We start from the raw sequence: 14,334 nt of genomic DNA on the forward strand, positions 1-14,334 counted from the left end.
TGTTCGTGATGCACCACTGCCACCCAAGGTAATACGACTTGTTGGCAACAAGGCTGTATTCGAACTGCTTACCACTGAGACTGTTAGGCTCGTCGCTGCTGTTTCCACATCACCGATGGTAAAACCAACGACCTTGTTGACATCTTCATTGGTCGTTAAATCTTCAATGCCATTTTTGAAAGTTGACCTATCAGGCAGTCCCCAAATATAGGGAAGGTCATTAACACAATTAACATTGAACGTAATTATTTTGTCTTCAGGCTCCAGAATGAAGTAACCATCATTGGTGAAGCTTGGCGATTCAAAGTTTGAAGTTGAATATACTTCGTCGTAAGGAGGATTTACAGGACCTATCGTGTCAGAATCGTCCACTACAGTAAATGAAGCTGTTATACTATCAGTGCCACAAAAGTCGTCATGTGGCCTGTATATGAGTAATTGATTGTAATGATACGCTGATAATGTAACTGTACCATTGCTTGGGTAAGAAACTATCTGCTTGTACGCCACCTCATATCCACTCAGCGGAAATAATTCTGAAGTTGCTACCTCAACAGCTGAATCTTCGCCAACGTCAACAGTATAATCACTGGCTAGCACTGAAAGTGAAACTATATAAAACAAAGAAGCCAATAGAATATGTACGAGTGCACCCACGAAAATATCATCCTTGATTAGTCAAAACAGGGACAATGTAACCTTAATGTTAACATAAATCAACAAATTCAAAATTTTCAAAAAAAGCTCTGCTAAAAAGCGAGGACTTTGAAGTTAATGTTTTTCACTTATTACCAAGGGACATGGGTGTTGCAAACTAAGGACCTTAATATCCCACACTTTTCCCGCTTTTGACTACAGCTTTATCGTTCAACTCATGGAGCAAAGGGCGCAATGTGCAAAAAAAAGCCCCGCATGATGCGGGGGCTTTGAGGTTAACGTAATTTTACGTATTACCAAGGAACTCTTTGCTTAATTTTCAGTTACTTAAAATAAAGTCACGTAAACGCGCTACTGAACATTAAGCTAATAAAATTGACTCAAGGGCGATTTTTACCATTTCGTTGAAGGTGCTTTGACGCTCTTCTGCGGGGGTTGCTTCACCGGTAATTACGTGATCGCTCACCGTAAACAAAGCCATTGCCTTTGCACCGTATTCAGCTGCAACACCGTACAAACCCGCGGTTTCCATATCCACAGCCATCACACCTAGCTTATCTAACTCTTGATAGAAGGTAGGATCGGCCTGATAGAAAGTATCGGTTGTGAACACGTTACCTACTTTAGCGTCAATGCCCAGTTCACGCGCTGCACGCACGCCATTTTCAAGCAAGCCAAAGTTTGCAAGCGCAGCGAAATCGCAACCGCGAACACGGGCACGGTTCACGTTTGAATCGGTGCTCGCACCTTGTGCAAAAATCACATCACGAATTTTGGTGTCTTGGGCAATGCCACCACAGGTACCAATGCGAATGATGTTTTTCACACCAAAACTACAGATCAATTCACGCGCATAGATAGACATAGACGGAATGCCCATGCCTGAGCCCATGATGCTGACTGGCTTACCTTTATATGTACCGGTAAAGCCAAACATATTGCGTACGCCAGTCACTTGCTTGGCATCTTCTAAAAAGTGTTCAGCGATATACTGAGCGCGAAGTGGATCGCCCGGCATCAAAACTGTTTCGGCGAAATCACCCATTTGTGCGCTAATGTGTGGCGTACTCATATGCTGTCCTCTTACTGTGCTTGTGTTGGCTTGAGCGCCGACGCAAAGCTTTTACCGTATTCTAATGTTGTTAAATCAAACCATTGCGCCAATGTTTGGCCAATGTCTGCAAAACTCTCACGTTCACCTAACGCGACGTTACCTAAACCCGGCGTGTATGCGATTACTGGAACATACTCACGGGTGTGATCTGAACCTGCAGCAGTTGGATCACAGCCATGGTCTGCAGTAATGATAAGTACATCGCCATCTTTTAACTGCGCGATAATACGCGGTAAAAAGTCATCAAATTCTTTGAGCGCGTTCGCATAACCTACCGCATTACGACGGTGGCCATATAGCTCATCAAAGTCAACCAAATTGGTGAACACTAAACTGTTGTCTGGCGCATCAGCAATGACCTGCTCAGTTTTAAGCAATAAGTTTTCTAAGCCTGGCGCTTTGTACTTTTGCGTGATCCCCTGGTGCGCATAAATGTCCGCTATCTTCCCTATGCTGATCACCTCACCGCCAGCGTCTGCAAGTTTGTCTAATACCGTTGGCGCTGGCGGTAACACTGAGTAATCGCGACGATTACCAGTACGTTTAAAATCACTCGCATCATTGCCTAAAAATGGGCGCGCAATGACTCGCCCAATGTTGTATTCATCCAGTAGTGAGCGTGCAATTTCACAAACTTCATACAACCTTTCGAGACCAAAACTCTCTTCGTGCGCAGCGATTTGGAACACACTATCAGCAGAGGTATAACAAATCGGCTTACCCGTTTTAACATGTTCTTCACCAAGCTCGGCGATAATGGTCGTGCCTGATGCATGACAATCACCCAAAATGCCTTCAATACCCGTGCGTTTAATAAACTCGTCAATAAACGCCTGCGGGAAACAGGGGGTGGTGTGCGGAAAATATCCCCAGTCAAACAACACTGGTACGCCCGCCATTTCCCAGTGGCCAGATGGTGTATCTTTGCCACTCGATAATTCTTTCGCATAGCCCCATGCCGCCTCAGGCAATTGGCGCTTCGCTACTTGCAAGGTTCGTCTCGACGCCGCCTCACAGGCATCAATCAAACCTAGCTTAGATAAATTAGGTAAGGCTAAAGCAGCACCGTGCTCTTGTGCATACGCATCAAGAAGGTGGCCTAGCGTATTTGCGCCAACATCGCCGAATTTTTCAGCATCTGGTGCAGCGCCAACGCCTAAGCTATCAGCCATTAGAATCACAGCTCTTGCCATAGTTGCCTCACTTAATTCATGTAATGCGACCACTTTAACTACTTGCCGTAGTCGTAAACAGGACAAAAGTCCTAAACACAGTATAGGTAAAGGCAGTTTATTGCGTGGTCAGAATGATGTTTTTTCGAGCGGACATAAGTCCTTAATAAAAACACCCTAAAACCGATACATTTGTCGGAATAACGCGAGGACTTGCGTCACTTCTGCGCTCTGTGGTGCTAAAAGGATGACATCAACTGAGATTATTCGCAGCGAATTTGCTAAAGTAATTCCTTGTCTAATATCAGTCTGGGTGCTTGTCTGTGACACAAACTATTATCGCCATTGCCGGTGCTTCGGCATCAGGCAAATCTTTGTTTAGCCAAACCATATACAAAGAGTTGGTAAACGAGCTCGAACCGGGCGCCATCGCGATTGTTGAAGAAGACGCCTATTATAGGGATCAGTCTCATTTACCAATGGCGCACCGCGTAACTACAAATTATGACCATCCTGATGCCTTCGAGCATGAGTTAATGGTTGAACATTTGCGCCAATTACGCGCAGGTTCACCAGTGGATGTGCCTGTTTACGACTACAGTGAACATACACGTAGTCAAGAAACGCGTCGGGTGATGCCAGCAAAAATTCTCATTGTTGAGGGTATTTTGCTACTGAGCGACCCTGCGCTAAGAGAAGAATTTAATATTAAGGTGTTTATTGATACGCCACTTGATATCTGCTTAATGCGCCGTATGCAAAGGGATATCGAAGAGCGCGGTCGTAGTCTACAATCGGTTATCGAACAATATAAGCAAACTGTGCGCCCGATGTTCTATCAATTTATTGAGCCATCAAAACACAGTGCCGATTTGGTCGTGACTCGTGGTGGTAAAAACCGCGTAGCAATTGACATAATAAAAAGTAAAATCAAACACCTATTACAAGAATAACGGGAACAACGGGCATGACAACTTTTATGAGCCTAGTCGGCATGGTGGTACTTCTGGCCATTGCCTTCGCAGCGTCTACTAATCGCAAGGCTATTAATCTAAGAACAGTGGGCGTGGCATTTTTGCTGCAAGTCATCATTGGTGGCTTTGTGCTGTTTTTTGAATTTGGTAAGAATATTCTCGCCGCCATGTCGAGTGCGGTATCGCAGGTGATCAATTATGCCTCTGATGGTATTGGTTTCCTCTTTGGGCCTTTAGCTTCAGAGAAGACTCTTGGATTCCTTTTTGCATTCCAAGTGCTCCCTGTGATTGTGTTTTTCTCGTCATTGGTTGCCGTATTGTATTACCTCGGTGTGATGAACTGGATCATTAAAATCCTAGGTGGTGGTTTACAAAAACTACTCAAAACATCACGCCCTGAGTCGCTATCAGCGACGGCGAATATTTTTGTTGGGCAAACTGAAGCGCCGTTAATTGTAAAGCCGTTTATCGCAACCATGACCAAGTCAGAACTGTTCGCGGTGATGGTGGGTGGTTTGGCAACGGTAGCTGGCTCTGTAATGGCTGGTTACGTAAAAATCGGTGTTGATTTGCAGTACCTTATCGCTGCAAGCTTCATGGCAGCACCTGGTGGTTTCCTCATGGCCAAAATGATCGTGCCAGAGACAGAGACACCAAAAGAAGATTTAGCCGAGCTTGATGGCGACCACGAAGAGCCTGTTAACGTGATTGATGCCGCGGCGTCGGGCGCATCAAGCGGTATGCAGTTAGCGCTGAATGTCGGTGCGATGTTACTTGCGTTTGTTGCCCTAATAGCCCTGTTGAATGGCGTGTTAGGCTGGTTTGGCGGATTTTTTGATCATCCAGAGCTAACGTTACAACAGATTCTAGGTTATGTGTTTGCTCCAGTAGCGTGGGTACTCGGTGTACCTTGGAGCGAAGCGATGACAGCCGGTAGTTTTATCGGCCAGAAATTAGTCGTAAATGAGTTTGTCGCTTATTTAGACTTTGTGAATTATCGTGATGAGTTAAGCCCGCACACACAAGCGATTGTTACTTTCGCACTGTGTGGTTTCGCTAACTTATCATCGATAGCCATTTTACTAGGCGGGATTGGTGGTATGGCACCAAGCCGGCGAAAGGATATCGCGCGTCTAGGGCTCAGAGCAGTGTTGGCAGGATCGATGGCCAACCTCATGAGCGCAGCAATTGCTGGGTTTTTCCTCTCTATTGCTTAGAAACAAAGAGAAACCACGGTTGCAAAACAGGGTCCACCGGACCTCGGTTATTGCCTTAAGGGGTTATGGCAATAGCTAACTTGAACGATACTTCACCAAAGGGCCGCAAGGCCCTTTTATCGTTTTAGAGCAAAACAAAACGATGCATTTTTGCTCAAGCTTATCTATGATTAGAAAGTAGTACCCAAAAAATTAAAAATAAACGTGAACAAAATTCTCATTTCATTCTTGTTAAGCACCATTGTCTGTTTTTGGACAAGCATTAGTTACGCAAACGAAAAAGTATACATCGTTACTGAAGTAAGCCCTCCTAATCAAATTCTCATCAACGATAGCGTCGGCGGTAGCAGCACTGACATTGTCAGACAAATAATTAACGAAGCGCGTATTGACGCGGAGTTTTCTATATTTCCTTGGGCACGCGCTTATCACCTAGCGCATAAAACGCCCAACACGCTCATTTACAGCATGGCTAAAACACCAGAGCGTGAGCAACAGTTTCATTGGATTGGTAAGGTAGGGCTATTTCGCCTCGGGTTTGTTACGTTAGCATCGCGTGATGATGTCAGTATTAGCACACTTGATGATGCGCGCAGATACCGCATCGCAGTGCAACGAGATGACGTCAGCGCGCTGTACTTAGAAGAACACGGTTTTGCCACGATTCACACAACCGACATTAAACAGTCATATCAGTTACTGCTATCAGGTAAGGTCGATGTGGTAATTGATGACCCTAATTATATGCATTCAATGGCAAAGCAATTTAATGTCGCTAACAATGATCTGCGCTTTATTATGGCTGTGGAAGAACTCAGCGTGTATGGTTACCTCGCGGCCAATATAGATACGGATCCTGCAATCCTGACGCGCTTGCAAGAGGCGTTTAACAAGGTCTCTGCAAGTCAGTGGTACACTGATAAGCTCACAGACCCTTATGCTCAAATACAAGCCTACGACCAGTGACAGGTGAGCTACGGTAAAGGGCCTCTGGGGTTTTCACTTCTAAAATTCAAATTCTAACGCTAAGCGGAAGCTATGATCTTTACCGCCATGCCCTACTTCACTAATGAATCCAGCTTCCCACTTGAGTTGGTGCTGACCATCGTAGCGGTGCAAGCCAATAAACCCAGGGCCAACACCCAAAAAATCCTCCCCTGCATACACCTCAATAGCGGGCTGAAACGCACTACGCAATCGGTAGCGGTATTGCGCTCGAAACTCAGTTTCCCATTCGCTCTCGATGTCACTGCCCCATTCATACACTGCGAACGCATTGAGAGTAAGGCTCGTTTTAGTAAATTCTTTCTCGAACAGTAGACCTGAGGTAATTTCGTAGCTATCTAACTGGTGTTGCTTTTCAACTTCGAACAACGCCCCCCAATCAGCCCAATAGCGCCCTTGCTCAGAGATCTGCCAACGCAACTCTGCCTCATACGCAGACAAGCCAAAATCGCCGTTGTCGTCACGCTCACCAACACCGTAAAGCTCAAGGCTCAGTGTTTCAGTAATAGCCCCTCCCACACCAAAGCGTTGTGCGAGGATATTGCCGTTATCGGTTTGCCTCGAAACCAAACGCCATTCCACCTCTTTTTCGTAGGGCATGACATAAGGATGGTATACTTTATCGACAACCATACCATCAGCCCATGCTATGGTGCTTATTAGCATCGTCGTCAAACACATTACCCGTCTCATACACATCTCCTTCGCCATGCGAACACGCCGACCAAGCTACACAGTGTCGTTGCGTACACTGCACCTGATAACAGGCTCGGCGTTGCTTCATAACCCAACACGACTTTGGCCAAGCGCCCAACAACACTTTGCTCTTGCAACAAAAAGCGCAGATCAGTAAACGCAGCAGGCATTGTAAATAACCCTGCACCCGCAGCAATATCTAGCATGGCAACCATGCTCCCAGCGATGTGCATACCGAACAAAATCACGACTCCCAAAGGGCCATAACGTGTATTAAGCCACTGTAAAAAGAACCACAGCAACACAGCAAAACTGACAACAATGCCAATGCCAAGAAACAACCCAAGTCCACGTGATGCATCAAAATCTCCTTGCAGCAACCATGGAATATAATGGCTGCTATACAAACTCAATGCGCTGCTCAGCAACACCACAAAGGGTAACCAATGCTGTATCGCCAATCCCACTAACGCGCTTAGCGCAATCACCAGTAGCAATACAATTTGCGAGTATTCAAAGCCTAAAAAGCCAAACCATTGGCTTATCTGTTCCATTGTAAAAATATAAATAAAACAAGGGAGTAATAGTGCTGCAATCACCCAAGGCAAGGCTTTTTTAGTGAATGAGCAGGTGCACAACGTACTTGCAAATACCACCAGCACCGCCAAAGGCAATAATTGATTAATAGTCACTAGCAAACTATTGATCATCAGTGCTCTCCTTGTTCATAGGTAGAGCGATAATCACACCTCGGGCAGTATCTGGCGCAAACTCGCCAAAAAAAGAATACTCACCAGGTGCTAACGGGCCGATGTAAATAACGTTGATGCGATGCGGAAATAGCACTTTTTCTCTATTGAGATCAAAGCTGTCAAACTCTTCAGGCTCTGAGTCAAGGTTGCGAATAAGCAATCGCACTTTCTCATCACTTGGTACCTGCAAGCGCGCTGGATAAAACAGATGATCCTTGAGGGTAAGCTCAAATTCCTGTAGTTGCGCCTGCGCAGACACACTAATAAACAGCAATAAACCAATCAATCGCTGCATAGCGTCTCCCGCGTTGCATTCAAGCGCACCACGACCTCAAGGCCTTGCCACTGACTCTCTTGCAGTTGCACGTCACCACGGTATAAACCAACTACGTGCTGCACAATCGCCATACCTAATCCGGCTCCCGGGATATGCGTAGGGTGGGAGTCGCCGCCGACACGGAAAAAGCGATCAAAAATACGCTCTCTCAGCTCCTGTGCAATACCCGGACCTGAGTCAGCAATCTTGAAGATCACTTGAGTGCCCTCATCAGCCAAATAAATCGCAATCTTGCCGTCTTTTGGCGTGTATTTAACGGCGTTACTTATGAGGTTTTTTATCATGACATGTAAGGTAAACGGTTCACCGTCTATGTCTTGGCATTGCCCATGCAGGCTTATGTCCAAGTTTTTTTCTTCAATCTGCTCATACAACTGGGCAATAATTTCTTGGCAAATCACACTGAGCGACAACTTTGTGAGTTTATCTTGCCACTGTTTTGATGATGTTCTACCCAGTGCCAACATTTGCTCTACCATGTGATTGAGTCTATCGACGCTGATATTGATTGCTTTGGCGTCTTCATCGTCGTAGCGCTGTAACAGGTTATGCAGGCTTATTTTCATCGCACTCAATGGCGTTCGTAACTCATGAGCTGCATCACTAGCAAAGTAACGCTCGCGTAAATAGGCTTGCTCTGTTCGACGCAACAGCGCATTGAGGGTTGCGACCACAGGTTTGATTTCGTGTTCAGAAGGCGTGGTGTGTAACATGGAAAAGTCATTTGCTGCTTTGCCCTTGAGCTCACGCGACAGTATGGTCAAAGGCGCTAAAGCACGCTTAACCACAAGGCTAATAAATACGGCTAAAATAGCAATTCCCACCAACATGGGCGCCATCAGCGCGACAATTAATTGCTCAGACAACGCGAAGCGCTGTGCAATAGGCTCACCAAGCACAGTACATAACCGCTGCTGGCAAAACATAGCAATACGCAATCGCTGGCCTTGGCTATTAATTGTTTGCAATTGCTGTTCAGGCACGTGATTTATGAGGGAAACGTCACCTGCGACAAGCACTCCATCTTGCCACTTTTGCCACGGAGCATTGACAACTGTAGACATCTGCTGTGGATCAGTGGCACTGAGTAACTGAGTACGTTCGAGTAAGTGCTGATCAAACAGTGCGTCAGCGCTTTCAAGGCTGCGCTGATAACCTTGTATCAGCGCCAAAAACAGGATCAAGACCAGCATAGATATCAATAACAAAACCAACTTGATCCTGATGCTCACGTTCAACTCTCCTGCACTCTATTGAGTACATAGCCAATCCCGCGCAGGGTTTTGATGGTGCCATCAGGTAGCTTTTTACGCAGATGATGAATGTGAACTTCTATGGCGTTTGAGCCGAGTTCTTCCCCCCACTGATACAACTTTTGTTCAAGTTGCTCTTTTGATTGAACCCGGCCTTGGTTTTCCATCAGCGCTTTGAGCAACATATACTCCTTACGCGGCAAGGTTAGGGCTTGAGCGTTAATCTGAACGTCGTGAGCGGCTAAATCCATCACAATAGGTCCGCATTCAAGGGTGCTTGATACCACACCGGTGACACGCCGACCCAATACCCGCAACCGCGCCAATAACTCATCGACTTCAAAGGGTTTCACAAGGTAATCATCCGCCCCCAAATCAAGCCCTTTGATTTTATCGTCCAACGAGTCGCGTGCTGTCAGAATAAGCACTGGCAGTGGCTTTCTACGCTTTTTAATGTCACTGAGCAGGCTCAAACCATCGCCATCAGGCAAGCCTAAATCAAGGATCAGTAAATCTACCTCATCATTGGCCACAAAAGATCTGGCGTCAGTCAGGCACATGACCGACTCAACCGCATATCCCTCGTGAGACAGTGTGCGAGTGAGCCCTTGATTGACCTGAAGGTCGTCTTCAACTAACAACAGCCGCAATGGCGAACTCCTTTATTTGCGGCGCAACTTGCGCTCCACTTTTGCTAATAAGACATCCACTTCTTCATGGCGATATTTATCTGCCAAAGGTCTATCAACTCGCGGTTGTGCAGCTTGCGCTTTGAGTAAATGCATTTTCGCTTTTTTGTAGTCTCTTTCATCATAGAGGAACTGGGCATAAAAGTAATTAATATCAATGCCATCGGGGTTAATTTCCAATGATTTATCAAACAGCTTCTGCGCCTCTTTATCACTGCCAAAACCAATTGGCCAACCGGGGACTTGTGCATAGAGTGTACCCAAGCTGGTATATGCTGAGCCTTGTAGCGCATTACCGTCAATAGCGATGGCTTTTTCAAAGTCTTTCTTTGCTTCTTTAGCTAAACCCAGTGCACCTAGCCCTCCTTTTGCTCCAGCATAGCTTGAATGAATAATCCCCGCCCAAATGTAACCCTCGGCCAATTCTGGGTGCGATTGCGCATAGGTGTTCGCGTCTTGAGCCAGTTGCTCAAATGCTTTTTCCTGATCTTTACCCTCAATCTCATAATTTACGTGGGCCCACTGGCGCATAATATTGGCTAAGTCGGCATCCACTTCAGCGCTCACGCTGTGTGACATCAGCGCAGCAAAAAATAGACTCGCGATTACAGGTTTCATATCTCACCTCATGTACTGTTTGATGGTTGATAATTGTTTTGCTAATGCGTTGTCGACCACCTTTGGCCACAGCGCGTTGATCTTGGCAAAAAATGATTCTTTCGCACCGACGCTGCGACGCCGTTCTGTTGAATCAAGCAGATGCATAAATTCTTTAGCAACATATTCAGGTGTGTCCATGGCATTTCCGAGCGCTTTATTAAGCGCTGTTACCTTGTCTGAATTAATGGCTGTTTGTGTAGCGCGTGGCGCAAAGTATTTCACTTGCACGGATGTGTCGCTAAGCTCGCGCGCCAATGCCTCACTAAATCCGCGCAGTGCGAACTTGCTGGCACAATAGTGCGCTTGCATGGGGTAGCCAATGGCACCAAATGATGAGCCTACATTGACAATAACGCCGTTATTTTGCGCCAATATTGGCAACAACCCTTGGCTTAACAACATGGGTGCGCGAATATTGACTGCGAGCGTGGCATCAAGCTCCTCCCGACTCAGACTCGTAAACGGTACCATGGCATTCACACCCGCATTGTTGACCAGTAAATCGCACCGCCCAATGTCATGAATCAGCTCAATAACACGCGACATATCAGCGTCATTAGCTAAATCTACCTGCAGAGCAATGTGGAATGACTGCTCAGCACTGGGGAGTTCGCGTTGCAATGCGTGCAATGCATCAACGTCTCTTCCGAGTAGCACTAGGCGATAACTTCGACTCGCTAACTGCCTGGCGATGTGCGCGCCGATACCGCCACTGGCTCCACTGAGCACAGCAATCGGGGCGCTCATGATGCCTCCTGAGCCAGAGGCATGGTGTTAATGCCATGCTCGGCGCTCAAGGTATGAAAGATGTCGCCGTACAATCGATAGAAACGTTTTGCAGCATGCACGATTACCGCTTGGTCGTGTGCACTGGTAATTTGATTCATCAAGCCTTCGAAAAACTTCACATGCTCTTGGTCAAGAGCGCCGTGGGACGTAAGGTAGGTAAATGCTTTTTTGGGTAATCCAAGCTGCTCACGAATGTGCCCCGCGGCGTTATCAGCCAAGGCGATAGATGTCCCCTCTAGCACATGCACCATACCGAAAAAGGCCAAAGGTGATACCCGGGCAATACTGTCGTAGGCATAGCTGACCATCAACTCTGTTGCAAAACTTGGCGCGCTATTGCGCACCTGCTCTTTGTCGTAACCACAGGCGGCTATATCATTTAAAATCCACTCTTGGTGGCCTAACTCTTCTTCAATATATTCAGCAATGGCGTTGCGTAGCCATTCTTGCTCAGAATCAATACGCGCACCGCACGCCATCAACAGTGGTACAGTGTGTTTAACGTGATGGTACGCCTGCTGCAAAAACGCCACATACAAGTCCGTGCTCACCTCACCTGCAAGCGCTTTTTTTATAACATCTGCGCTCAGCAAATACTGGCGTTCTTGTTGGGTTTGTTCGCATAGTTGTGCAAAGAAAGACATAATTACAACTCCTGAAATAACTGAGAAATTTGATCCGCAAAGCCATGGTTAATGGCATCACGTTTAGGGCGCTGATTCGCACTTAAATAATCCTGTGCAATTGACAATGGCGCGCTTAAACGCATGAAGTTTGCAATCTGGGCATAACAAGGCAACTGAGTGTTAGTGGCATTCACCACTGCCTGTAATTGCTCATCACTTAGGTTTGGATGACAATAAATTAGCGCACACAAATTGGCCTCTCCCTCCCCAACGACAACTGCCTGAGAAAGAGCACTATTGCTCAATAACAGAGACTCTGGCCATTCCGGTGAAACATTGCGTCCATTGCTTAGAATAATTTGGTTTTTTATGCGCCCACGAATGTGCAATTCGCCGTTTTCAAGGCTGACGCGATCGCCTGTCTGATAACCACCATTGTCAACGTGCTGTGATTGTGCCGCATCCCCTAAGTAGCCAAGAAATTTAGGGGATTTAATGACTAATTCGTCATCAACAATTTCATACTCAACATGATCCAGAGGAGTGCCAACGCTTGCGATATCATTGCTTGAGCTATCAGCTAAACTGACCACTGAGCCTGCTTCAGAAAGCCCATACCCTTGATAGACTGGCAGGCCTAATGCACGAGCGCGCACAATCAGCTCAGGCGCAACTTTGGCACCGCCCACGGCAATAAATTGCAATGAACTTGGTGGCTGCCAGCCAGACTCACAGGCAAGTACCAACCCCTTTAGCAGCTCGGGGACTAAAATAAGTGTATTGGATTGCACTGTGGTGACTGTTGCCAATAGCTTGTGTGGTTCTGTTAGCGCGGTGCCATCAAAGCCCAAACTTGCAAGACTCGGGACATGAACAGTGCCACCTGCGAGCATCGGTGCGTAGACACCCGCAACGTTTTCCAACAACACAGCCAAAGGCAGTAGGCATAAATGCACAGGGTTAGTTTGTCCACAACGTGTCACTAAACTCGCTGCCACTTGCAATAGCTGCTGTGCACTCAAACACACCCCTTTTGGATGCCCTGTGGAGCCCGAGGTAAAGGTAATTTTTTGAGTACCCTGTGCAAATGAAGCTCTTGGGTTCTCTGGGTCATACTCAAGCACCTCAATAGCCAAGCGCTGCTGCCCAATCTGCCATAGGTGATCTGCGGGATTATGATCATCGAGGGTACGGATCAGTAACCCGGGTTGCGCCTTTTGCAACGCATGTTGACGTTGCTGCGTGGAAAAAAAGTGTGGCAAGGGGATACTCACAATACCTGCTTGCATCAAAGCAAAATCCGCAACGAGCCACGCGATACTATTGTCTAGCTCCAGCGCCACACAGCGCGGATTGATGTGGCGTAAATGCGTTGCTAAACGCTCAACCTCTTGCCAGAAAATTGCGGCATTCATGTGCTCGGTGTCATCAATAACATTGCCATGCCAAGCATTAATCAATTGCGACATCATAAGCGTGCAACTTCTTTGCTTAGGTTGATGATGTCTTGAGCATAAGCATTGGCAAAGAAAGACAAGGTATCGACCTTATCGACATGACGCGATACCTGCTCAACATCCACGACACACACCACGGGGGTGTGCGCGTAGTAACTGCCCCAACTTGAGCTTGCACCTTGCAAACGCTCTGGTTTTGCTGCTTCTAGCTCGGTGAAATGAGCACCAACACGGCTCAGTAAAGTGCGAATATGGCCAGTGGCACAAAATACCAATTTCTTTTTATTTGCCTCATGTAATGCCTTAGCAAGCACAACGAAATGGGCCAAAGTCGCTTGGGAGTGAGTCGAGACTAAATTACCCAGCTCAACACATTGCGCAGCATTACAACCCCACTGTTCGAGATAAGCTGATAGAGGTTGGCTGAGGTATTGGCTTAAAAATAATGGGCCAGCTGCACTGCGCAAGCCAAAGCAACAGTAGCGTTGTTCAGAGTAACCAAGGCAGGCCAATAACGGCATAAACTCGTTTACTTCGGCATCATAGTGTTTTGCAAAGCCCGCTTTGATGCGAATGGCCAGTTGATTGTGAACATGGCTATTTGTTGCAGCCACAAAATAGCCAGCCCCTACATGTTCCTCAACAGCTCCATGCTCGATGTGCGCTATCGCAGTGCTATTCACCAATACTGATCCCATAACAAAGACTCTTAAAACTGGTCGATGGGATCACATTAGATTTCGAAACTTAAGAAAGTCTTAAGAAAGTCTTAAGAAACGCAAAAAGTGAAAAATAATTTTCCACTTGTTAAAGCACACCGGACCCCAAAAACGGTATAAAAGTTAAATAACCCAATTGTTTTTAGTAATTGAGTTTGGTATTTTCAAACGGCTAATAACTATACAAAAATAAAGGGATCTTTATGTTTACGATAAA

General features: G+C 46.4%; 16 protein-coding genes. 3 read left to right on the forward strand and 13 right to left on the reverse strand.

Annotated elements, in window-relative coordinates; genetic code table 11:
* The 3 genes from AAEU32_RS11350 to AAEU32_RS11360 all read right to left on the reverse strand — a co-directional run.
* Window positions 1–657, reverse strand: a 657-nt coding sequence (locus AAEU32_RS11350) for a hypothetical protein (RefSeq protein WP_421970638.1), incomplete at its 3' end; no start/stop codon positions are given.
* 361 nt (window positions 658–1,018) lie between these two features.
* The gene (gene deoD, locus AAEU32_RS11355) at window positions 1,019–1,729 is read right to left on the reverse strand and encodes a purine-nucleoside phosphorylase (protein ID WP_421970639.1); all 711 of its coding nucleotides are present in this window, start codon (window positions 1,727–1,729) and stop codon (window positions 1,019–1,021) included.
* Window positions 1,730–1,740: 11 nt separating this feature from the next.
* A complete protein-coding gene (locus AAEU32_RS11360; protein ID WP_421970640.1) occupies window positions 1,741–2,964 on the reverse strand; it encodes a phosphopentomutase in 1,224 nt (407 codons plus the stop codon).
* A gap of 302 nt (window positions 2,965–3,266) precedes the next feature.
* Here AAEU32_RS11360 and udk point away from each other — a divergent pair, with 302 nt between their 5' ends.
* The 3 genes from udk (at window position 3,267) to AAEU32_RS11375 (ending at window position 6,100) form a co-directional block, all read left to right on the forward strand.
* A complete protein-coding gene (gene udk / locus AAEU32_RS11365) occupies window positions 3,267–3,896 on the forward strand; it encodes a uridine kinase (protein WP_421970641.1) in 630 nt (209 codons plus the stop codon).
* A gap of 14 nt (window positions 3,897–3,910) precedes the next feature.
* Window positions 3,911–5,134 carry a NupC/NupG family nucleoside CNT transporter gene (locus AAEU32_RS11370; protein WP_421970642.1) on the forward strand — a complete coding sequence of 408 codons (1,224 nt, stop codon included), beginning with the start codon at window positions 3,911–3,913 and terminating at the stop codon, window positions 5,132–5,134.
* Window positions 5,135–5,338: 204 nt separating this feature from the next.
* A complete protein-coding gene (locus tag AAEU32_RS11375; RefSeq protein ID WP_421970643.1) occupies window positions 5,339–6,100 on the forward strand; it encodes a substrate-binding periplasmic protein in 762 nt (253 codons plus the stop codon).
* 39 nt (window positions 6,101–6,139) lie between these two features.
* Here the strand turns inward: AAEU32_RS11375 and AAEU32_RS11380 are convergent, their stop codons facing one another.
* From AAEU32_RS11380 to AAEU32_RS11425, 10 genes are read right to left on the reverse strand one after another with little or no spacing between them, the layout of a single operon-like run.
* Window positions 6,140–6,832, reverse strand: coding sequence for a hypothetical protein (locus AAEU32_RS11380; protein WP_421970644.1), 693 nt, complete (start codon window positions 6,830–6,832; stop codon window positions 6,140–6,142).
* Window positions 6,829–7,545: a hypothetical protein gene (locus AAEU32_RS11385; RefSeq protein WP_421970645.1), complete on the reverse strand. Its 717-nt coding sequence runs from the start codon at window positions 7,543–7,545 to the stop codon at window positions 6,829–6,831. The genes AAEU32_RS11380 and AAEU32_RS11385 overlap by 4 nt, the downstream gene beginning before the upstream one ends.
* Entirely contained in the window at window positions 7,535–7,882 is a 348-nt protein-coding gene (locus AAEU32_RS11390) for a cupredoxin domain-containing protein (RefSeq protein ID WP_421970646.1), read from the reverse strand. The genes AAEU32_RS11385 and AAEU32_RS11390 overlap by 11 nt, the downstream gene beginning before the upstream one ends.
* On the reverse strand, window positions 7,870–9,156 hold the full coding sequence (locus AAEU32_RS11395; protein ID WP_421970647.1) for a sensor histidine kinase: 1,287 nt from the start codon (window positions 9,154–9,156) through the stop codon (window positions 7,870–7,872). The genes AAEU32_RS11390 and AAEU32_RS11395 overlap by 13 nt, the downstream gene beginning before the upstream one ends.
* Window positions 9,157–9,158: 2 nt before the next feature.
* Window positions 9,159–9,827 (reverse strand): response regulator, encoded by a 669-nt coding sequence (locus AAEU32_RS11400; RefSeq protein ID WP_421970648.1) that lies wholly within the window; start codon window positions 9,825–9,827, stop codon window positions 9,159–9,161.
* A 12-nt stretch (window positions 9,828–9,839) separates the two neighbouring features.
* Window positions 9,840–10,484, reverse strand: a complete 645-nt coding sequence (locus AAEU32_RS11405; protein WP_421970649.1) for a tetratricopeptide repeat protein — start codon at window positions 10,482–10,484, stop codon at window positions 9,840–9,842.
* Window positions 10,485–10,487: 3 nt separating this feature from the next.
* On the reverse strand, window positions 10,488–11,273 hold the full coding sequence (locus AAEU32_RS11410; protein WP_421970650.1) for an SDR family oxidoreductase: 786 nt from the start codon (window positions 11,271–11,273) through the stop codon (window positions 10,488–10,490).
* A complete protein-coding gene (locus AAEU32_RS11415) occupies window positions 11,270–11,962 on the reverse strand; it encodes an iron-containing redox enzyme family protein (RefSeq protein WP_421970707.1) in 693 nt (230 codons plus the stop codon). The genes AAEU32_RS11410 and AAEU32_RS11415 overlap by 4 nt, the downstream gene beginning before the upstream one ends.
* Window positions 11,962–13,413 (reverse strand): AMP-binding protein, encoded by a 1,452-nt coding sequence (locus tag AAEU32_RS11420; protein ID WP_421970651.1) that lies wholly within the window; start codon window positions 13,411–13,413, stop codon window positions 11,962–11,964. The genes AAEU32_RS11415 and AAEU32_RS11420 overlap by 1 nt, the downstream gene beginning before the upstream one ends.
* The gene (locus tag AAEU32_RS11425; RefSeq protein WP_421970652.1) at window positions 13,410–14,096 is read right to left on the reverse strand and encodes a thermostable hemolysin; all 687 of its coding nucleotides are present in this window, start codon (window positions 14,094–14,096) and stop codon (window positions 13,410–13,412) included. Before AAEU32_RS11425 ends, AAEU32_RS11420 begins: the two co-directional genes overlap by 4 nt.
* Between the last annotated feature and the right edge of the window lie 238 nt (window positions 14,097–14,334).

Source organism: Pseudoalteromonas maris (assembly GCF_049257235.1).
Lineage (GTDB): Bacteria > Pseudomonadota > Gammaproteobacteria > Enterobacterales > Alteromonadaceae > Pseudoalteromonas.